The sequence below is a fragment of the Sporosarcina sp. SAFN-015 genome (assembly GCF_059415085.1).
In genome coordinates, this window is sequence record NZ_JBPFDR010000014.1 from 16,564 (window position 1) to 35,696 (window position 19,133).

23 protein-coding genes are annotated in these 19,133 nt (G+C 44.8%); 1 reads left to right on the plus strand and 22 read right to left on the minus strand.

What is annotated here, in order from left to right:
* Positions 1 to 23: 23 nt before the first annotated feature.
* The 16 genes from ACR65H_RS17675 to metG all read right to left on the minus strand — a co-directional run bounded on the left by ACR65H_RS17675 (position 24) and on the right by metG (position 13,950).
* Positions 24 to 272: an anti-sigma-F factor Fin gene (locus ACR65H_RS17675; RefSeq protein ID WP_440502160.1), complete on the minus strand. Its 249-nt coding sequence runs from the start codon at positions 270 to 272 to the stop codon at positions 24 to 26.
* A 56-nt stretch (positions 273 to 328) separates the two neighbouring features.
* Positions 329 to 892 (minus strand): aminoacyl-tRNA hydrolase, encoded by a 564-nt coding sequence (gene pth, locus ACR65H_RS17680; protein WP_440502162.1) that lies wholly within the window; start codon positions 890 to 892, stop codon positions 329 to 331.
* A gap of 73 nt (positions 893 to 965) precedes the next feature.
* A complete protein-coding gene (locus ACR65H_RS17685) occupies positions 966 to 1,604 on the minus strand; it encodes a 50S ribosomal protein L25/general stress protein Ctc (protein WP_440502164.1) in 639 nt (212 codons plus the stop codon).
* A gap of 82 nt (positions 1,605 to 1,686) precedes the next feature.
* Positions 1,687 to 2,646 carry a ribose-phosphate diphosphokinase gene (locus ACR65H_RS17690; protein ID WP_440502166.1) on the minus strand — a complete coding sequence of 320 codons (960 nt, stop codon included), beginning with the start codon at positions 2,644 to 2,646 and terminating at the stop codon, positions 1,687 to 1,689.
* A 14-nt stretch (positions 2,647 to 2,660) separates the two neighbouring features.
* Complete coding sequence (gene glmU / locus ACR65H_RS17695) at positions 2,661 to 4,031, minus strand: bifunctional UDP-N-acetylglucosamine diphosphorylase/glucosamine-1-phosphate N-acetyltransferase GlmU (RefSeq protein WP_440502167.1); 1,371 nt, start codon at positions 4,029 to 4,031, stop codon at positions 2,661 to 2,663.
* A 393-nt stretch (positions 4,032 to 4,424) separates the two neighbouring features.
* The gene (gene spoVG / locus ACR65H_RS17700) at positions 4,425 to 4,709 is read right to left on the minus strand and encodes a septation regulator SpoVG (protein WP_440502169.1); all 285 of its coding nucleotides are present in this window, start codon (positions 4,707 to 4,709) and stop codon (positions 4,425 to 4,427) included.
* 204 nt (positions 4,710 to 4,913) lie between these two features.
* Positions 4,914 to 5,291, minus strand: a complete 378-nt coding sequence (locus tag ACR65H_RS17705) for a RidA family protein (protein WP_381444424.1) — start codon at positions 5,289 to 5,291, stop codon at positions 4,914 to 4,916.
* Complete coding sequence (purR, locus tag ACR65H_RS17710; protein ID WP_440502172.1) at positions 5,288 to 6,121, minus strand: pur operon repressor; 834 nt, start codon at positions 6,119 to 6,121, stop codon at positions 5,288 to 5,290. Before purR ends, ACR65H_RS17705 begins: the two co-directional genes overlap by 4 nt.
* A gap of 57 nt (positions 6,122 to 6,178) precedes the next feature.
* Positions 6,179 to 7,045: a 4-(cytidine 5'-diphospho)-2-C-methyl-D-erythritol kinase gene (ispE, locus tag ACR65H_RS17715; protein WP_440502174.1), complete on the minus strand. Its 867-nt coding sequence runs from the start codon at positions 7,043 to 7,045 to the stop codon at positions 6,179 to 6,181.
* 316 nt (positions 7,046 to 7,361) lie between these two features.
* A complete protein-coding gene (locus tag ACR65H_RS17720) occupies positions 7,362 to 7,547 on the minus strand; it encodes a small, acid-soluble spore protein, alpha/beta type (protein WP_440502175.1) in 186 nt (61 codons plus the stop codon).
* A 128-nt stretch (positions 7,548 to 7,675) separates the two neighbouring features.
* Complete coding sequence (gene veg, locus ACR65H_RS17725; RefSeq protein ID WP_440502177.1) at positions 7,676 to 7,942, minus strand: biofilm formation stimulator Veg; 267 nt, start codon at positions 7,940 to 7,942, stop codon at positions 7,676 to 7,678.
* A 143-nt stretch (positions 7,943 to 8,085) separates the two neighbouring features.
* The gene (gene rsmA / locus ACR65H_RS17730; protein WP_440502179.1) at positions 8,086 to 8,970 is read right to left on the minus strand and encodes a 16S rRNA (adenine(1518)-N(6)/adenine(1519)-N(6))-dimethyltransferase RsmA; all 885 of its coding nucleotides are present in this window, start codon (positions 8,968 to 8,970) and stop codon (positions 8,086 to 8,088) included.
* On the minus strand, positions 8,963 to 9,523 hold the full coding sequence (rnmV, locus tag ACR65H_RS17735) for a ribonuclease M5 (RefSeq protein WP_440502181.1): 561 nt from the start codon (positions 9,521 to 9,523) through the stop codon (positions 8,963 to 8,965). Before rnmV ends, rsmA begins: the two co-directional genes overlap by 8 nt.
* Positions 9,524 to 9,731: 208 nt before the next feature.
* Positions 9,732 to 10,964 carry a resuscitation-promoting factor gene (locus ACR65H_RS17740; protein ID WP_440502183.1) on the minus strand — a complete coding sequence of 411 codons (1,233 nt, stop codon included), beginning with the start codon at positions 10,962 to 10,964 and terminating at the stop codon, positions 9,732 to 9,734.
* 131 nt (positions 10,965 to 11,095) lie between these two features.
* Positions 11,096 to 11,866, minus strand: coding sequence for a TatD family hydrolase (locus tag ACR65H_RS17745; protein ID WP_440502185.1), 771 nt, complete (start codon positions 11,864 to 11,866; stop codon positions 11,096 to 11,098).
* Positions 11,867 to 11,988: 122 nt separating this feature from the next.
* Positions 11,989 to 13,950, minus strand: a complete 1,962-nt coding sequence (metG, locus tag ACR65H_RS17750; protein WP_440502187.1) for a methionine--tRNA ligase — start codon at positions 13,948 to 13,950, stop codon at positions 11,989 to 11,991.
* Between the two features lie 478 nt (positions 13,951 to 14,428).
* Between metG and abrB the strand changes: the two genes are divergently transcribed.
* Positions 14,429 to 14,704 (plus strand): transition state genes transcriptional regulator AbrB, encoded by a 276-nt coding sequence (gene abrB / locus ACR65H_RS17755; RefSeq protein ID WP_239433317.1) that lies wholly within the window; start codon positions 14,429 to 14,431, stop codon positions 14,702 to 14,704.
* A 56-nt stretch (positions 14,705 to 14,760) separates the two neighbouring features.
* Here abrB and rsmI read toward each other — a convergent pair whose 3' ends face one another.
* From rsmI to holB, 6 genes are all read right to left on the minus strand, one after another.
* Positions 14,761 to 15,639, minus strand: a complete 879-nt coding sequence (gene rsmI / locus ACR65H_RS17760; RefSeq protein WP_440502189.1) for a 16S rRNA (cytidine(1402)-2'-O)-methyltransferase — start codon at positions 15,637 to 15,639, stop codon at positions 14,761 to 14,763.
* Positions 15,617 to 15,904 carry a GIY-YIG nuclease family protein gene (locus ACR65H_RS17765; RefSeq protein WP_440502191.1) on the minus strand — a complete coding sequence of 96 codons (288 nt, stop codon included), beginning with the start codon at positions 15,902 to 15,904 and terminating at the stop codon, positions 15,617 to 15,619. Before ACR65H_RS17765 ends, rsmI begins: the two co-directional genes overlap by 23 nt.
* Positions 15,888 to 16,637 carry a tRNA1(Val) (adenine(37)-N6)-methyltransferase gene (locus tag ACR65H_RS17770; protein ID WP_440502193.1) on the minus strand — a complete coding sequence of 250 codons (750 nt, stop codon included), beginning with the start codon at positions 16,635 to 16,637 and terminating at the stop codon, positions 15,888 to 15,890. The genes ACR65H_RS17765 and ACR65H_RS17770 overlap by 17 nt, the downstream gene beginning before the upstream one ends.
* Before the next feature lie 290 nt (positions 16,638 to 16,927).
* Entirely contained in the window at positions 16,928 to 17,287 is a 360-nt protein-coding gene (gene yabA, locus ACR65H_RS17775) for a DNA replication initiation control protein YabA (protein WP_440502195.1), read from the minus strand.
* A 13-nt stretch (positions 17,288 to 17,300) separates the two neighbouring features.
* A complete protein-coding gene (locus ACR65H_RS17780) occupies positions 17,301 to 18,128 on the minus strand; it encodes a PSP1 domain-containing protein (protein ID WP_440502197.1) in 828 nt (275 codons plus the stop codon).
* Positions 18,121 to 19,116: a DNA polymerase III subunit delta' gene (holB, locus tag ACR65H_RS17785; protein WP_440502199.1), complete on the minus strand. Its 996-nt coding sequence runs from the start codon at positions 19,114 to 19,116 to the stop codon at positions 18,121 to 18,123. Before holB ends, ACR65H_RS17780 begins: the two co-directional genes overlap by 8 nt.
* Between the last annotated feature and the right edge of the window lie 17 nt (positions 19,117 to 19,133).

Below are 19,133 nucleotides of genomic sequence, written 5' to 3' on the forward strand. Positions count from 1 at the left end.
CGCAATACGCCAAAGCAGAAATTCTATTGTATCCATTTCCGTAATGCATAGTAATCGGGATTCATTCGCAGCGACTGTTCACATTGCTCACAAATGCAACGGACCGTCATCGAACCATTTTCATCATACTCTATGAATTGCTGGTCATGCCCTACATGCCCTTCTTCCATCCTTTTCAGTTCTCGGATGATTTCATCGGCAGATGAAAGTGGAATGCTGCCGACCTCCGTATTGCAATGTCTGCATGAATAACGAATGTCCTTCGGTTTCATCAGTATCATCGGCCCCTTTTTAACAAAGTATAGGCTAGGGAGTCGATGATTATTCCTTATGAACCATTATAGTTATTCATAACCTCTAAAAATGGGTTTTTAAGCCAATCTAGGCATGCAGAAGCGCTTTTTTCAACCATCTCTTCAATAAGCGGCTGCTCTTCCTTGCTAAATGGGGCCAGTACATAGTCTGGCACTTTCATGCCGCCAGTCGGACGTCCGATTCCGATACGGATCCTATTGAAAGCATCGGAGCCTAGATGGGCAATCAATGATTTCATACCGTTATGGCCGCCAGCGCTTCCTTTTTGACGCAATCGCAGTTTGCCCGGAGCGAGGTCCAAGTCGTCATAGAGGACGACGATGTCTTCGAGCTCTATGTCGTAATAATCCATGAGTGGTTCGACACATTCCCCAGAGAGATTCATATACGTCAAAGGTTTAACGAGCATCACTTTGCCTTCCGGACGGTGGATAATTGTGTAGGCGCCGTTGAATTTCAGTTGCATAGCAGGGGCATCCAATCGACTTGCCAATTCATCGATTACATGGAAGCCGACGTTATGCCTCGTTTTTTCGTATTGCTTCCCCGGGTTTCCGAGGCCAATTATCATTTTCATAAGGCATATCTTCCTTTTGAATAAATTATAAAAAAGGGCGCACGCTTTGCACGTGCGCTCCTAAATTGTGCTATTATTCTTCTCCCTTTTCTCCCTGATTCTCTCCGACAAGTTCAGGTTCTGCTTCAGCATCCGGGAGGTTTTCTCCGTCCAATTCCTCTTCGGAACGTGGAGCGGAGATGGTAACGAGTGCGTACTCGTCATCCGTAATAATTTCAAAATTCGTTTTCCCACGCACGTCTGCTACTGTCAATGTGTCGCCGATTTGCATTTCGGAAACATCGACTTCAAATGACTCCGGAATATCTGAAGGTTTGACTTTGATCGTCACTTCACGGTTCGGCTGCTGTACGACGCCGCCTTCCTTCTCGCCGACTGATTCGCCGACAAGATGTACCGTCACATCGACTTCAAGCTCTTCAGACATATTGATTGCGAGGAAATCCGCATGGCGGATATCGCCTTTTAAAGCATCTTCCTGAAAATCGTTCAAGACGACGTTCAATTCCTTGCCGTTGACTTCAAGCTTGATAACTCCATTGCGTCCGACTTCGCGCAATGTTTTCATTAAATCGCCCTCTTTTACGGCGATTGGTGTAGATTCTGTATTATATCCATAAACAACCGATGGGATAAACCCGTCATTTCGTAATGCTGTCAAAGCTGATCTCGTTTTTGTTTCTCTTGGTTTCGACTGAATTGCTGTACTCATTTGCGTAGTCACCTTTCCTAAAAAAGTATATTCTATCTCTTGAAATACCCAAAATCAGACGACATGAAACTAACTGACTTGCTTATTCAAACAATGTGCTGACAGATTTTTCTTCAAATACCCGTTTAACTGCTTCACCCAAAAGCTTAGCAATCGACAATTGCTTGATTTTCGGTGATTTTTTACTTTCCGGCAGTTCGATTGAATTCGTAATGACCAATTCTTTAATTTGTGAATTGTCGATCCGCTCGATTGCAGGGCCGGATAACACCGGATGCGTACAGCAAGCGTACACTTCCTTTGCACCGCTCTCGATAATCGCGTTCGCTGCGATTGTAATCGTTCCGGCAGTATCGATGATGTCATCGATCAAAATTGCTGTTTTTCCTTCGACGTTTCCTACAATGCTCATTACTTCGGCAACATTCGGACGTGGACGGCGCTTATCGATGATTGCGATTGGAGCTTTCATGCGGTCTGCCATTTTACGTGCACGTGTTACGCCGCCATGATCCGGGGATACGATAACAAGTTCATTGCCTTCCAAGCCTTTGCTTTTGAAGTATTCTGTTAAGATCGGCTCTGCCACGAGATGGTCGATCGGAATGTCAAAGAAGCCTTGGATTTGCGGTGCATGTAAATCGATTGCGATAACACGGTCTGCGCCCGCTTTTTCAAGCAAGTTCGCTACGAGCTTCGCCGTAATCGGTTCACGGGAACGCGCTTTGCGGTCTTGGCGTGCATAGCCATAATAAGGCATAACAACATTGATTGTACGGGCTGATGCGCGCATCAATGCGTCAATCATGATAAGGAGCTCCATCAGGTTATCATTGACTGGGTTGGAGGTTGATTGGATGACAAAAACATCGCAACCTCGGATACTTTCTTCGATATTGATTTGAATTTCTCCGTCACTGAAACGTTTGACGGAGCACTTGCCGAGTGGGCGTCCGATTTCGTCCGCCACTTCTTGTGCAAGAGTTTCGTTAGAATTTAAAGAGAATATCTTCAGTTTATCATTAGGATAATGATTAGCCATCATGGTCCCCCTGGTTAGTTAAGATTTAATTTTGTTGCGTATCCTTCTTTATTCTCCTGGCGCGCACGCCCAATTGCAAGTGAACTTTCTGGTACATCTTTTGTAATGGTTGATCCAGCCGCGACATAAGCGCCTTTGCCAACTTTTACAGGTGCCACCAGATTGGAGTTGCATCCGACAAATGCATTATCTTCGATTGTTGTCTGATACTTGTTTTTACCGTCGTAATTCACTGTGATCGTTCCGCAGCCGATGTTGACATGTGTGCCGACTTCCGCATCACCAATATAGCTTAGGTGGGAAACCTTGCTTCCTTCTCCAAGACTTGACTTTTTAACTTCAACAAAATTGCCGATTTTTACATTGTCGCTGAGTTTGGATTCCGGACGGATATGTGCGAACGGGCCTACTGTCGTACCGGACCCGATGATGCTGTCCCGTACAACTGACGAATGGATGGTTGTATGATCGCCAATTTCACTATTGACGATATGACTATTCGGTCCAATGATACATTTATTCCCAATGACCGTCTGTCCTTCGATCATCGTGCCTGGTTGAAGAACTGCATCCTTGCCGATTTTTGCATCCGCGCTAATATACGTACTGCCTGGGTCGATGATTGTAACACCGTTTCGCATATGAGATTCTGCAATCCTCTGACGCATCACTCTTTCTGCCTCAGACAGGATGACCCGGTCGTTAATGCCGATTGTTTCACTGAAGTCATCCGTTACGTAGGCTGAGATTAATGCTTGTTCAGACTTTAGGATGCCGATGACATCGGGCAAATAATATTCGCCTTGTGCGTTATCGTTCTTCACTTTTTTCAAAGCTTCGAACAGGGCACGATTGTCAAAGCAGTATGTTCCCGTATTGATTTCGGTCACTTTCCGCTCTTCCGTTGATGCATCTTTGTGCTCAACATTGCGAAGGACGTTTCCTTGCTCATCCCGAATGATGCGGCCGTAACCTGTGGGATCGTCGGCATGCGCGGTCAGAATTGTCGCTTTCGCCTTCGTGTCGGAGTGGTGTGCAATCAATGCTTGCATCGTTTCCGATTTAATGAGCGGTGTGTCTCCGCAGACGACGAGCGTCATTCCTTCGAGTTCGCCTAGCCGGTCCTCTGCCTGCTGAACCGCATGTGCCGTGCCAAGCTGTTCTGCCTGTAGGGCATATTCGCTTTTGGCACCAAGTGTTTCTTCTACCATTTCTGCGCCGTGGCCGACAATCGTTACGATTTTATCCGCGCCGATTCCGAGGATATGGTCGACAACGTGTTCGACCATCGGTTTTCCACAGACAGGATGCAATACTTTATATAAATCGGACTTCATCCGCGTCCCTTGCCCTGCAGCTAGGACGATGGCATATGTATTCGTCATTTGCTGGCCTCCATCCATAATTTCATTATTGACTATAGCTGAAAATAATATAAATTTCAACTATCCCCCCTTGACAATGTAATGTAATTCTTTTAATATTGTTCGTTTCTTTTTTTATTTGTGTATGAAAATGGGAATTTCCACTTCAAGCGGTTGAGTTCCACCCAAATTCCTGCTGACCTTAGCAATAAAAAAGAAAAAAGCTGTCACAGAAAGTCATATTTACTGACTTCTGTACAGCCCATCGAACAGCGAAGGGTTCGATTTGCCTTAATTACCCTCGCAAAAGCCGTTCTTCGTTACAGCTTTCGATGCAATCCTTCTTTGAAATAAAAGAAGCCGTTACAGAATGACTTCTGCACAGCCTCTGTGATGCTTTTCAACTAGTATAACTTACGCTCCAGCCTCTTCGAGCACTCCTTTTTCCTCAACCATATGATACGCGGTTAGGACGGCGTCTTGGACTTTCATCCTCGCTGAAGTGTTGATCGGGTGTGCGACGTCACGAAATTCTCCTTCCGGCGTACGCTTGCTCGGCATCGCGACAAACAATCCGTCATTCCCCTCAATGACACGGATGTCATGTACGACAAACTCACCATCCAAGGTAATCGATGCGATCGCCCTCATCCGGCCGTCCGTCTCAACTTTCCTCAGTCTTACGTCTGTTACCTCCATTATTCCCCACTCCCTTTGTTGTTTCTCTAGCTTCAAACGCCGAGGCGTCCTGCGCTTTCGTTTTATGCTCAACGATTATATTCTACAAAAGTAAGCATTTCCCTTTTATTTTTACAAACTTTTTCTAAAAAACTTTTTTATCAACTTTTGGACACAAAAAAATGGCTGGCCTGCTCTTCATCCAAGCTGGCCGCCACTTATTATTTATTCCCCTGCAAGGGCGATAACTTCAATTTCGACAGTTGCATCTTTCGGCAGTCTTGCCACTTCCACTGTGGAACGTGCAGGAGTGTGGGAACCGAAATGTTGTGCGTATACGTCATTCAATGCTGCGAATTGGTTCATGTCCTTAATGAATACGGTTGCCTTGATGACTTGATCAAGGGAAGATCCCGCTTCTTCCAAAACTGCTTTCAAGTTGGCGAAAACTTGGTTCGTCTGCTCTTCGATCGTTCCTTCGACGAGAAGCCCGTCCGGCGTCATTGGAAGTTGGCCAGATGTATAAACCAGTCCATTCACTTTCACTGCTTGTGCATAAGGTCCAATTGCTTTTGGTGCATTTTCAGTAGCTACATAATTCATTCCGTTTTTCCACCCTTCTTGAAATAGTTTCCTTCTTCCAGTTCAATCGTACGATCCTTTTCATTCACCGCACGGAGCTTGACTAAGGACAAGTAATCGTCAACGAGCACTTCCTCCGTATGTTCCGCCTCTACTAAGACAGCGGTACCCGCAAGCTCGCAGTCGAACTCCTCCAATAAGTTCTTCATGCCGGCCATCGTTCCGCCCGCTTTCATGAAGTCATCGGTGATCAATACTCTTTTGCCGCTCTTCATGCTTCTCTTCGATAATACCATTGTCTGGATACGGCGTGTAGAGCCGGACACGTAATTGATGCTGACGGTCGAACCCTCCGTCACTTTACTGTCCCTACGGACGATGACAACAGGGACATTCAAATGGCGTGCAATCGCATGGGCAATCGAAATGCCTTTCGTCGCAACTGTCATAATGACGTCGATCTCCGTATCGCCGAATGCAGAAGCAAATACTTTACCGATGCGATCCATCATTTTAGGATCCCCTAAAAAATCGGTCATATATAAATAACCGCCAGGCAACAACCGATCCGATCGACCAAGATTTTCTTTAATAAGGGCGATCACTTCACGGACTTCCGTTTCGGAGACTTGCGGAATGTATTTCACTCCACCAGCAGCACCCGAAACAGTCATCAGTTTGCCTGTCCCATTCTCCTCGAAAGTCTCCTTGATGATTGTCAGATCTTCACTTATGGATGACTTTGCGGCATGATAGCGCTCGGAGAAGAAAGTGAGCGGTATGAGTGTATGAGGATTTTCCAATAGATGACGCGTCATATCGACGAGTCTTCCGCTCCTTTTCCACTTCATGATTAACAACCCCTAAACCCGAATGTTTTATCCGTAGATTACCATAATTATACGCCTTTAATCAAGCAGGAAACGTTCTCCCACCATTCTTACAGCATGAACTTCCTTGCAGAAGCCCTTTAGTCCATTGTAAATCCTTGAGACTCTTGCCTCCTGCCGGACGAATCCGAAAACGGTCGGTCCGCTTCCGCTCATCAATACTGCATCTGCTCCAAATTGTTCCATCTTTTCTTTTAAGACGACGACTTGCGGATGTAATTTCATCGTCACCGGCTCCAGGACATTTCCTAACGATGCACACATTTTGTTGTAACTTCCCGAATGCAATGCTTCAAGCATACCTGCTGTGTCAGGATGCTTGATGGAATTGACATCGAGGTTACGATAAATATCCGCCGTAGAAACGGAGATTGAAGGTTTTGCAAGGATGACCCAGCAATTAGGTGGTGCCGGCAAATGCTGGATCTTCTCTCCGCGCCCTTTCGCAAGCGCCGTCCCTCCATGTACGCAGAACGACACATCTGATCCGATCTTTGCACCAAGTTCCGCCAATTCATCTGCACTTAGCTGCAGGTTCCAAAGCCGATTTAAACCGCGTAATGTCGCCGCAGCGTCGGAACTGCCTCCCGCGAGACCCGCAGCTACAGGTATTTTCTTGTCGAGTGTAATCTCGACCCCGTCGCGAATGCCGTATTTCCGTCTCAATAAATCGGCTGCCTGATAGGCTAGATTTTTTCGGTCATTCGGGACGAACCGCTCGGACACCCTAATATTGATATGCCCGTCATTCGATGGGCGAAGCCAGACACGGTCAGCCAAATCGACTGTCGTCATGATCATTTCCACTTCATGAAAACCGTCGGGGCGTTTATGTAGGACATCGAGTGTCAGGTTGATTTTTGCAGGTGCTTTCTCATATAGCATCCAGCCCCCTCCATTCCAAGCTTGTCATTGTTCCCTATTTTACCATAGGGCGAATGGATTTCACCCTGAAAAATTACAAAAGTTATGAGTGGTTGCTAAGAGACGACAGGATTCATACGGAAACAGCCGGGGCAAAGGTATGAAAATGACAATATATCTTAGGGAGTGATGGATAACTTTCAGGAAAGACCGATACCTTTTCATGACAGTCTTTTGCCAATATGCGTTGATCCGCTAAAAGAAAAGAGCTGCACGGCGTCTAGTACGACATCCATGCAGCTCTTCCTTTGTCAGTCGTTCATGAGATGGGTGGATCTTAGCTGTCGTTCCGTTTTTCCGCCAATCCACGCTCCGCCATTTGAATGGCATACTTCACCATGTTTCCAGCGTCACGCGATTTGATGCCTCCCCAACCTTCCCGCTGAACAACATCGTAAAAGCCAAGCTCTTTCGCAATCTCTTCCTTCAAGTGCTCAGACATTATACTACGTCTTCTCGCCATTGGGTTTTTCCTCCTTATCGACTGACAACTCTAGTATGAGCAATGGGCATAAAAAAACACCTATGCGCATCCGTTAAGGAAGACATAGGTATTTTTTATAAAAAACAATACATGATTGCTATAAAAACCTATTTGATGATCAACGCAGTGGCGTCCCCATCATCCAGAACTGTTATTTCGACTGCTTCCGTCAAAATATCCGCGTAGCTGTAAGACACCCTTTCAAAAGCATTTTCATCCTGGTCCAGTTCAACAACAAAAACTGCCCGATACGTCTCACGAAGGACTCCGGCACGTTCGATTGTTTTCTTACGGCCGCCGTTTGCTCTTAAATGCAAACGTTTCCCCAAGTGAGCATCCAATGACTTCTTAATGTCCGCTAATGTTTTTGGCACGTCGCTTACACCTCACTGGATACTAGTATAACACTTTTAAAAAGTTCTGTCAATTAAAAGAAGAATTTTATCAGTAAAACCTTATTGATGTCAATTCTTTTTTCGTCCTATTCGACGAATTCACCCATTAATTCCCCTATTTGTCATGATTTTTTAAAATCCGCATGTAAAACATTCGACAAATCCCCGAACTCCTTAATCGATAATGTCTCACCTCTTCTGCCCGGATCCATGCCGATCCGCTCGAACGCCTCAAGAATTTGCTCCTTTTTCGCCTTTCCGTCAGGCAACGAGGATTGCAAATTGTTCAGCAACGTCTTCCTTCTTTGGACGAATGAACCTCTTGCCACCTCGAATAGAAAGTCTTCGTCTATTACTTCCACAGGAGGTTTTGTTTTTTTTGTGAGCTTCAGCACAGCTGATTCGACATTCGGTTGCGGAATGAAAACCGTTTTCGGCACTATCATCGATACTTCGGCATCCATGTAATATTGAACCGCGATTGATAATGACCCATATGCTTTCGTACCTGGAGACGCAGTAATACGATCTGCAACTTCCTTTTGCATCATGATCACCATGCCACGGATGGGTACTTTTCCTAGCAAAAACTTCATAATGATTGGCGTCGTCACATAATAAGGGAGATTCGCCACGACGACAATATCGTCGTATTCGCTAAATTGCTCCTCGACAATCTTATTCAAATCTGCTTCGAGGACATCTTGGTTGATGATCGTGACATTGTTATACGGCGACAATGTATCTTCCAACACAGGCAGCAGACGTCCGTCGATTTCAAATGCAACGACCTTTCCTGCAGTACGAGCCAAATGCTCCGTCAATGCCCCGATGCCCGGACCGATTTCGATGACTCCTGTCTTGTCCGTCAATTCGGCATGCGAAACGATGTTACGTAATATATTCGGATCGATCAAAAAGTTTTGCCCTAAGCTCTTTTTGAATGAAAATCCGTGCTTCTCCAAAATTTCCTTCGTTCTAATGGGCGTTGCAATATCTTTATTCATGGCCATCCTCCTCGTGCAGGACTTTCAATGCCTCCATTAATTGATGTTGCCCAATCCGGAACATTTCAAGTCTTTTTTTCAATCCTTTGCCGTTCACTTGTCCGATTTGCAGTATTTCACTTAGCCGGTCGCGCCTTTTTTTCGCATCGGGATGCCCAATAAGCCTTTCATCCAAAAGCATCCGCAAAGGAATGTCCTCGATTGGCTGGACATCGACTGAATAGACCGCTTCGAGTGCTTTTTGAATATCTTCATCCTTCGCATGCTCGATGCCAAGTCCTTGGCCGTTTTTTGCAATCGTTTTCGATTTATGCAAAAATGCGTGTTTGACTCCAGGAATCTGTTCTTCAATAATGGAGCGAATCCGCTTGCCCGGAAAGTCGGGGTCTGTAAATACGATGACTCCACGTGTCTCCTGGGCGTGGCGAATTTTATCCAACGTCTTTTCGTCGATTGCCGATCCATTTGTTTCAATTGTGTCGGCCCCTGTTGCTCTTTTGATTGCAATTGTGTCAGATTTGCCTTCGACGACGATGATTTCTTTTATGTTCACAGTGCCCCTCATTTCATTAGGTTACGTTTGTTTAATTTTACGTGTTGAATAGGCTCTTGTACAGGCAATCGAACAACGAAGGGTTTGATTTGCCGTATTTCTGCGCACTTTGCAGATATTAAGGCAGCCTTTGGTCAAAATCATGAAAAAAACCGCGGGACTGGTTAGCCCCACGGATCGATGTGGAAATAAAATAATTACTATGAAATTAGTCAATCACTTTTACTTTCACTGTACGACGGCCAAAATTGTATGCTGCCGACTTTGTTGGTACATGAAGATCAATCTTCTTCCCTTTGATTGCGCCGCCGGTATCCCCAGCGATAGCGTACCCGTATCCTTCCACCCATACTTTGGAGCCGAGCGGGATGACGCTAGGATCTACGGCGATCACTTTGAGATTCGGATTGGCTCTTAAGTCGATGCCTGTTGCCGTCTTCCCTGTACATCCGTTACAGTGCGCTGTATAGGCAGTAGCAGTTACATAGAATTCTTTTCCGCCTGATGGTGCTGCTGAGCTGCCGCGTGATACTGCGACATTGGATTTTTTATTGTATGCACTTGCAACAACCACTTTGGAACCGACCGCAACAATTTTCTTTTGCGGTTCCTTAATGACTTTCTCATTCAATAACGTTCGAGATACTTCCTTGCCATTCTCTTTGACAATTTCAAACTTGCGTTCAACAGACCCCTTCTTGCCTTCTTGGACAACTTTTTCGCGTCCTTTCAGCAATTTGGCATCACTCTTCGTTACAACCGCAAAGTTTGTTGGTTCTTCCACTACATCGGTGACCTTTTCTACACGTACGACTTCAACTATTGAACCCGGCTTCACGTATCCGTCCGCCTTCCGGTTCAGCTTGTCGTGTTCATTCAATTGAATGTTCTCTCTCTTTAAAAAGTCAGCGACCGTAGTCGAAGTTGACCACATTTGTTTCTCATTTCCGCCATCGATAAGCGTCAATTGGAACGCTTTTTGAACATTGATTCGTAGATCATCTTCTAGGTTTTCATCCAGATTTGGCATGACCTTATCATGTTCTGTAAGGTCCATTCCGGCAGCGGCCAAAATATCGCCGACTTTACGATCCGTAGTCCAAATCTTTTCGATTTCTTTTCCTGTATGAATTTCTACTTGCTTTGCCTGTTCCCACCTGATCGATAACCCTTCTTCGACCGGGGTATTCACTGAGGGTGTTACTAAATCGTGTTCAGCAACTTCGATATCTTGACTTGCAAGAAGTTGCCCAACTGTATGTGCAGATGTTTTTATTTCAATTTGCTCATCGTTCACATGAAGCGTGACCGATTTCTTAGATCCTTCGTAAAGAACAAGTGAAATGATTGAAACGAATAGCGCCAATGCAACAGCAACAGCTACTATTTGTTTACTCCTCAATGACATCGAGAACAGATTTTTCATGGTACTTTTTGTCATGAAAAAACTCCTCCTTTATCACTCGGCTGATTATAAAGGTTCCTTTTCAACGTGTCAACTCATTAGAACCTCAAGTCATGCGACTATGTATCGTTGAATTCAGGCAGGAAGCTATACAATCAGCCTTCGCATTATTTCGAAATACGGAAGATCTTTAAAGCATTTTCGGTCGTTCGTTTTGCCACCTCTTCAACGGAAATTTCTTTCAATCGCGCGATTTCTTCCGCCACAAGCGTGACGAGAGCCGGCTCATTCCGTTTTCCGCGATGAGGGTGCGGAGCAAGGTAAGGAGCATCTGTTTCAATCAACAAATGATCCAAAGAAATGTCTGTCGCAACTTGTTTCGGCATCTTTGCGTTTTTGAAGGTGACAGGTCCGCCAAGGGAGATGAGGAAGTTCATATTTATGCATTCTTTTGCAGTCTCGACGCTTCCGCCATAGCAGTGCATGATCCCGCCCGTAATGCCGGCATCCTCTTCTTTCAATATCCTGACGACATCCCCGGTAGCGTCACGATTATGAATGATAATCGGTAAATCGACTTTCTGTGCAAGCCTTATTTGCTTTCGGAACAATTCTTGCTGAACGTCTTTCGGAGATTTATCCCAATAATAATCCAGACCCGTTTCCCCGATGCCGACGACTTTCGGATGCGCTGCCAAGGACTCGATCCATTCCAAATCTTTTTCGGTACAATCAATGGCGTCTACTGGATGCCAGCCGATGACCGCGTAAATGAAAGGGTATTCCTCAGCCAGTTCCATCGCCTTCTCAATCGTCACACGATCGAAGCCGACGACAACCATTGTGTTGACCTCCGCATCAATAGCGCGTTGAATGACTTCTTTAACATCTTCTTCATATTGCTCTGCATTCAAATGGACATGAGTATCGATATACATTTTGCGTCTCTCCTCACAAGCTTCATTCTATTTCAATGAAATATGACTTTCGTTACAGTATGGTGACAAATTGGTTAAAAGATAAAGACGGCGCCTCTATTAAGAAACGCCGTCCTTTTCAATTACTTTACTTTTGCGCCGTTTTCCATAGATGGATCAACGGTTGCCAATTTCAAAACGCCATTTGACTCGCCCGATAAAATCATACCTTCGGATAATTCGCCGCGTAATTTCACCGGCTTCAAATTGGCGACAACAATGACTTTTTCACCGATCAACTCTTCCGGTTCATAATGCTCGGCAATGCCGGAGACGACTTGGCGTTTTTCACTGCCTAAATCGAGTTGGAATTTCAATAGCTTGTCCGCTTTTGGAATCCTCTCACACGCAAGAACGGTCGCGACACGCAAATCAATTTTTGCAAAGTCATCGATCGTGATTTCTTCCGTTTCGTCTTCGACTTCAGCCGGCTTTTCCTCCTGCTTTTCTTTTGGCGCAGTAATAGCCATTTGGTCACGGATATAGACGATTTCCACTTCCGGATCTAGACGAGGGAAGATCGGAACTCCCTTTTCCACAACTTTCGTCCCTGCAGGAATAACATCGAAATCACCTAACGTTTCCCACGCAAGCATTGTTTCATCCAATCCGAGCTGTTCAATGATCTGAATCGGTGCCTTCGTCATGAACGGCTGCAATAGAACTGCAATTTGGCGAAGTGATGCTGCAAGATGAGCCATGACGGATGCCAATTTCGCTTTATCCGCCTCTTCTTTTGCAAGCACCCACGGAGATGTTTCATCGATATATTTATTCGTCCGTGAAATGATTGTCCATAACTCCGATAGGACAACGCTGAATTGCATCTTTTCCATCGAAACTTCATATTTCTCGATTGCGTTCTTCGTGAAGTCACGCAGTACATTGTCGAATTCGGTCGGCTCAAGCCCCTCTGTAGGAATGACGCCGTCGAAATACTTATTGATCATAGATACCGTGCGATTCAACAAGTTGCCAAGGTCATTGGCCAAGTCGTAATTTGTCCGCTCGACGAATGATTCAGGAGAGAATGTTCCATCTTGTCCAAACGGCAATTCACGAAGAAGGAAATAGCGTGTCGCATCCAATCCGTAACGCTCCACGAGCATTTCAGGGTAGACGACATTCCCCTTTGATTTCGACATTTTACCGTCCTTCATCATAATGAAGCCGTGTGCAAACACTTTTTTCGGCAAAGGCAGATCAAGTGCCATCAGGAAAATAGGCCAATAAATTGTATGGAAACGGACGATATCTTTTCCGACGACATGTACGTCTGCAGGCCAGTATTTATTGAATAGAGTTTCATCATCAGAGCCGTATCCGAGCGCTGTGATGTAATTCGTCAATGCATCGACCCAAACATAAATGACATGTTTTGGATCTCCTGGTACTTTTATGCCCCAATCGAATGACATACGGGAGACGGATAAATCTTCAAGGCCCGGTTTGATGAAGTTATTGATCATCTCATTTTTCCGTGATTCCGGTTCAATGAAATGCGGATTGTCTTCGTAAAATTGTAGAAGTCGGTCCGCGTACTTCTGCATGTTGAAGAAGTATGATTCCTCTGCTACCCTTTGCACCGGACGATGACAGTCAGGACAGTTGCCATCTTCAAGTTGAGCCTCGGTGAAATATGACTCACATGGGACACATTTCCATCCTTCATACTCGCCTTTGTAAATATCACCATTGTCGAGGAACTTTTTAAAGATTTTTTCGACAGCCGCTTTATGACGATCCTCCGTTGTTCTAATTAAATCATCATACGAGATGTCCATCAGCTTCCATAAATCAATAGCAATATCCGCGATACGATCAACGTATTGCTGCGGAGGAAGGCCTTCCTCTTCTGCTTTCTCCTGGATCTTCTGTCCGTGCTCGTCCATTCCCGTCAGGAAGTGGACGTCGAATCCACGCAGTCTTTTATAGCGAGCCATCGCATCGGATGCTACGGTCGTATAAGCAGTTCCTATATGAAATTTCCCACTCGGGTAATAAATAGGAGTCGTAATGTAAAATGTTTTTCGCTGTTCAGCCACCAAAATACCTCCTGTGTTTCAATCTATACTAACCATTTTATCTAAAATTCAACAAAAGCGCTATGTAGACACCTAGAAATTCGTTAATCCCCTCATAAACCTCTTTATACACGCATAAATCGTCTAAAATGCTCATAAACATGCAAAGCACGTGTTAAACGCCTGTAAGCACCCACAAACCGCTCCAACTGTGCATAAATGCCGAAATCTATTCATTATTAAATTTCCTTAATAATGCTCAACTCGTCTTTCGCTTCCATTTCCCTAAATCTCAGTTGGAATGGCTACTTATTACCTCAATGACAATATAAAAGTTAAATATCAAAAGTCCTGTTTTCATCATCCAATCTATTATTCTCTACATAATATTAAGAAGGTTTTATTGACGTTAAATGGAAGAGTTGGTATGATATTTGATAGACAAGAGAAATATGTCGAATTTTGACGAAAATTTAATCGTTTAGGAGGAATTCTTGTCATGAAATCTACAGGAATCGTTAGAAAAGTCGACGAGCTAGGACGTGTCGTCATTCCAATCGAGCTTCGCCGTACACTTGGAATTGAGCAGAAAGATGCTTTAGAAATCTATGTCGATGATGACAAAATTATCTTGAAGAAATATATGCCAAATATGACTTGTTCTATTACTGGCGAGGTGTCCGACAATAACTTGCAACTTATTGACGGAAAGCTAATTTTAAGCCCGGATGGTGCTAGACAACTCATTAAAGAGATTGAAGAGAAGATAAAATAATATTATCCTATCAATAATAATTTAAATCCAGAACAAATAACCGTTCTGGATTTTTATTATGAATTTTCGTTTATATGGTACTCCTGATAAACATCCCTTTTAGGTAGTCCTCTTTCAGATGCCACTAATTTAATCGCTTCCTTCGATGAAATGTTTTCCTTTTCCATCACCATTTCCACATGGGTTGGAATGCTTATATCCTTCCACCAATTTTCAGCCACTTCTTCTACATTCTCATTCCCTGCAATGACGATACAAAATTCCCCTCTTATTTCATTTGATTCCACCCAAGAAACGGCTTCCTCAAGCGATCCGCGGAGAAATTCCTCATACCGTTTCGTCAATTCCCTCGCCAGTACGATTTGGCGCGAACCTCCGAATGCTTCGGCAAGTGATTTGACCGTTTCCTTCAAGCGATGGGGCGCTTCATATAGTAGCAAAGTCTCCTCCTTCTGCTTCAGCTTTCGCAATTGCTCGTTGCGCTCCTTTTTCTGTCGCGGCAAAAATCCGAAGAACGAGAAGGGCTGCGTTTGGAGCCCCGAAGCTACTAATGCACTGATGGCAGCATTGGCTCCAGGAACTGGAACGACATCGAATCCCTCTTGAATCGCTTTCGTAGCAATATCATTACCTGGATCGGATATACACGGCATTCCCGCGTCACTCACCAAGGCGACAGTCTTTCCTTCCGCCAGTAACGACAGAATTTTTCCCCCGCCCTTTTCGAGATTATGCTCGTGGTAACTCATAAGCGGTGTCTTAATGTCGAAGTGATTGCAAAGCCTGATCGTATTTCTCGTATCTTCCGCTGCTATCATATCCGCTTCCTGAAGAATTCGGATTGCACGGAATGTCATGTCTTCCAAATTACCAATCGGCGTCCCAACGAGAAATAGCTTCGCATCCTCCGCTTCAGCGCTTTTCTGTGATTTCATCGATACGTTGCCCCTTCCTTATATATCGTTCCTTTGCAGGCCTCGTTAATTGTTTGAACTGATATTCAGCCCGCATCGCATCCTGCTTCGTTTCATAGCTTTCCCGGTAAATGAGGCGAACCGGAAGCTTGGCACGCGTATATTTTGCACCTTTTCCTTCATTATGGGTACGGATGCGCTTCTCCAAGTCATTTGTATAGCCGGCATAATAAGAGCCGTCATTGCATTCAAGGACATAGAACAGATGCTCATTCATCTTGTCCATATAATAAAAGCCTCACTTCTTCTGTATACTCCCCATTTTCTCCATAGACATAAAGGGGTGACAATATTTTCAAGTCTGGCTTGCCGTCTTTTATTCCTTCTATTAGCAACGTATTGGCTTCTTTGCCTTCCTTCGGGTACACGAAACGGATCCTTTTCGGTTCCAACCTGTTCGCACGCATCGCTGTTACAATGTCTAGCAGCCTTCCGGGTCTATGAACAAATGCCGCTTTCCCACCTTGCTTCAACAACTCACTCGCGGACTTTACAGCTTGTTCAAGTGTCAGACGGATTTCATGTCTAGCAATAGCGACATGCTCTTTTAAGTTTTTCTCGCTCGCTTCACTCGCAGGGAAATAAGGTGGATTGCAAGTAACCGTATCATATTTTTCATAGCCGATCTTGCCTGAAATTCCGATTACGTCGTCATTTAAAATAGAAATCCGTTCATCTAATCCATTATAGCCAACACTTCGCCGTGCCATATCCGCAAGTCTCTCCTGCAGCTCAACTGCAATAATATCGGCATTGGTCCGGGCACTTAAGAAAAGTGGGATTGCTCCGTTGCCCGCACATAAATCGACAATCTTCCCCGAACGGATCGGCACATACGCAAATTTTGCCAGTAGGACGGCATCGAGTGAAAATGAAAAGACGGAAGGACTCTGAATGATCCTTAAGTTTTCCGCCAATAGATAATCCAGTCGTTCATCGTCCTTCAATAAATTCTCCATATCTTCTCCTCCGGTTGAATTAAATCTTCTTCTATAAAACCTTCGCTATATAAGATAAAAAAAAGAAACAGACATTCTTATACAGCGTTGCATCGGACGCTTTCAGCGGGCACGGCTTCAATCTCCTCGGTAGTTGCTCCCAAAGCTTTCTCTTTTGGGACCATAAGCTACAGCGTTGGGAACACCGGCTGAGGCAACGCCCGCGGAAAGCGAGTGCTGGAACGAAAAGAAACTGTCCAGTTATAGACAGAAAAGAGCCGATGCCTACGTAATTATAGGATCGGCTCATCTCATGCATTCTGTTTGCTCAGGAAGGATAGGCAGAACAAACAATCTTCCCCTTTACGGCTGCTTCCATAATGGACATTACAGACGTGATATCCTTCATTATATAACCTGGCCAAGTTGTCCACCCCTTCGCCGATATCGACCTTATGGGGCTTAACAGGCGGTCTTTGTTCATCTATCAATTGGGTTTTGTCAGTCAGTTCTTCAAGCCGTGTCCGGAGATGATGGTTTTCCAGTTGAAGTGAGTGGTTCTCTTCCGTCATCTTCGCCACAAATCCAATAAGTTCCCGGAATTGCTCATGCATGGCTTCGAGCTGCTGCTCAAACTCCATTACTCTGTCGAGAAAGTTCCCTTCTTTCAACTATTTCACCCCATCATTTCGTCAATTGAGCTACTGAGTTTTTTCGACTCTCTATTTCTTCCCATGAATATTCCAAGACCTGTTCCTGATCCGCTAAATTCACTTGCAAAATTCTCTCAAGCAAATTCAAGCCAACCACTTTTCCTGGTCCTTCAGGCGTCTGCACCCGCTCGCCGATATCAGGCATGAGGGCTTTTGCCTCTTCATATTCATCGTTTTCGTATTTTAGGCAGCACATAAGGCGGCCGCATAATCCGGAAATTTTTGATGGGTTGAGCGATAAGTTCTGATCTTTGGCCATCTTGATGGAGACAGGTTCAAAATCGCCCAAGAATGTCGAACAGCAGAGCATTCTTCCGCACGGTCCAATTCCTCCAAGCATTTTCGCCTCATCACGGACACCGATTTGACGCAACTCGATGCGTGTACGAAAAATTGCGGCAAGATCTTTTACGAGATTCCGGAAGTCGACTCGTCCTTCCGCTGTGAAATAAAAGACGATCTTATTACGATCAAACGTGTATTCCACATCGACAAGCTTCATATCCAGTTCATGCTCCCGTATCTTTTCGACACATTTGCCGAAGGCTTGCTCGGCATCTGCCCGGTTTTCATCCACTTGGAGTTGGTCTTCCATAAGTGCCTTGCGGATAATTTTCTTAAGTGGTAAGACGACGTCATTTTCATCGACTTCCCTCACAGGACTAGCAACTTTTCCGTATTCGATCCCACGGGCTGTTTCCACGATGACATAGTCACCGACAGTAAGCGGATAATCGAGCGGATCGAAATAATATATTTTACCCGCTTTTTTAAAGCGGACACCTACAACATTATACAAGCGTTAACCCCTCCTGCAAATTGAGCACCAGCTGTTCCATTAAAAGCGTTCGGTTCATATTGCCGTACAGCTTTTTCTTCGCTTGTAGAACCGCTTCCATATTGGATGATAGGCGGCTGTAAGTCATCTTCATTGAAAGACCACGGAAAATCTGTTGCTGATCGGGAAACGACAACTCCGATTGCAGCCCAGCTTTCATCGAGACGATATCACGGTATGCATAGAGAAGCAAGTCGAGACCACGTTCTACATCTTCCTTCTCTTTCATTGCCGGCAACCATTCAGATTGGATGAATAGAAGCGCTTCGTTTACATTGCGATCTGATGCTTCAATCAATTTTAACACTGTTTTTCGCATGTGTGCAAATTGATCATTTTCCGCAAGCTCTTTCGCTTGCGCGATATCCGCTGTCATCATTGTAACCGTCGCAGCCATCGATGCAGTAATTCCTGCATCGGTCAATTTTGCAATCAACTCTTCCCTCTGAGGCGGAAGAAAACTGACGCGCTGGCATCTAGATTGAATCGTCGGGAGAATTGACTGATACGAATCAGTCAGAAGAATCGCAGTCACTTCCCCTTCTGGCTCCTCTAAAAACTTCAACAATGTATTAGCAGCCGACACATTCATCCGATCCGCGCGGGAGATGATATACATTTTACGCCCTGGCTCGTATCCTTTTCTCGTCATTTTCATGATCAAAGAAGACATTTGCTCTTTTTTGATGTCTTGTCCATCTGGTTCGATTTTCGTCACATTCGGGTGATTTCCTGATGCTACCCGTTTACAATTACTACATGTTTCACATGGAACAGCATTTTCGGGATTTTCGCAAAGTAATAATTTTGCAAAATGGATGGCTGCCTCTTCTTTTCCAGTACCCGCCTCGCCATCGAAGAGATAGGCGTGGCCAATCCGGTTATTCCGGTAGGTCGCTTCAAGTCTGTCGATGACGGCCTTCTGCCTCCGCTTGATGCTATTTTCCATGCTTGTACCTCCTTGCC

Excerpts from the sequence above, each read along its gene's own strand:
- ACR65H_RS17685 (WP_440502164.1), bottom strand. The coding sequence starts at position 1,604 with ATGAGTACAGCAATTCAGTCGAAACCAAGAGAAACAAAAACGAGATCA.
- ACR65H_RS17690 (WP_440502166.1), bottom strand. The coding sequence starts at position 2,646 with ATGGCTAATCATTATCCTAATGATAAACTGAAGATATTCTCTTTAAAT.
- ispE (WP_440502174.1), bottom strand. The coding sequence starts at position 7,045 with ATGCTATATGAGAAAGCACCTGCAAAAATCAACCTGACACTCGATGTC.
- ACR65H_RS17765 (WP_440502191.1), bottom strand. The coding sequence starts at position 15,904 with ATGGACAAGATGAATGAGCATCTGTTCTATGTCCTTGAATGCAATGAC.
- ACR65H_RS17740 (WP_440502183.1), bottom strand. The coding sequence starts at position 10,964 with ATGACAAAAAGTACCATGAAAAATCTGTTCTCGATGTCATTGAGGAGT.
- abrB (WP_239433317.1), top strand. The coding sequence starts at position 14,429 with ATGAAATCTACAGGAATCGTTAGAAAAGTCGACGAGCTAGGACGTGTC.
- ACR65H_RS17770 (WP_440502193.1), bottom strand. The coding sequence starts at position 16,637 with ATGGAGAATTTATTGAAGGACGATGAACGACTGGATTATCTATTGGCG.
- holB (WP_440502199.1), bottom strand. The coding sequence starts at position 19,116 with ATGGAAAATAGCATCAAGCGGAGGCAGAAGGCCGTCATCGACAGACTT.
- rsmI (WP_440502189.1), bottom strand. The coding sequence starts at position 15,639 with ATGAAATCACAGAAAAGCGCTGAAGCGGAGGATGCGAAGCTATTTCTC.
- rsmA (WP_440502179.1), bottom strand. The coding sequence starts at position 8,970 with ATGAATAAAGATATTGCAACGCCCATTAGAACGAAGGAAATTTTGGAG.
- purR (WP_440502172.1), bottom strand. The coding sequence starts at position 6,121 with ATGAAGTGGAAAAGGAGCGGAAGACTCGTCGATATGACGCGTCATCTA.
- pth (WP_440502162.1), bottom strand. The coding sequence starts at position 892 with ATGAAAATGATAATTGGCCTCGGAAACCCGGGGAAGCAATACGAAAAA.
- glmU (WP_440502167.1), bottom strand. The coding sequence starts at position 4,031 with ATGACGAATACATATGCCATCGTCCTAGCTGCAGGGCAAGGGACGCGG.
- ACR65H_RS17745 (WP_440502185.1), bottom strand. The coding sequence starts at position 11,866 with ATGTATATCGATACTCATGTCCATTTGAATGCAGAGCAATATGAAGAA.
- ACR65H_RS17675 (WP_440502160.1), bottom strand. The coding sequence starts at position 272 with ATGAAACCGAAGGACATTCGTTATTCATGCAGACATTGCAATACGGAG.
- ACR65H_RS17720 (WP_440502175.1), bottom strand. The coding sequence starts at position 7,547 with ATGGCGAGAAGACGTAGTATAATGTCTGAGCACTTGAAGGAAGAGATT.
- spoVG (WP_440502169.1), bottom strand. The coding sequence starts at position 4,709 with ATGGAGGTAACAGACGTAAGACTGAGGAAAGTTGAGACGGACGGCCGG.
- ACR65H_RS17705 (WP_381444424.1), bottom strand. The coding sequence starts at position 5,291 with ATGAATTATGTAGCTACTGAAAATGCACCAAAAGCAATTGGACCTTAT.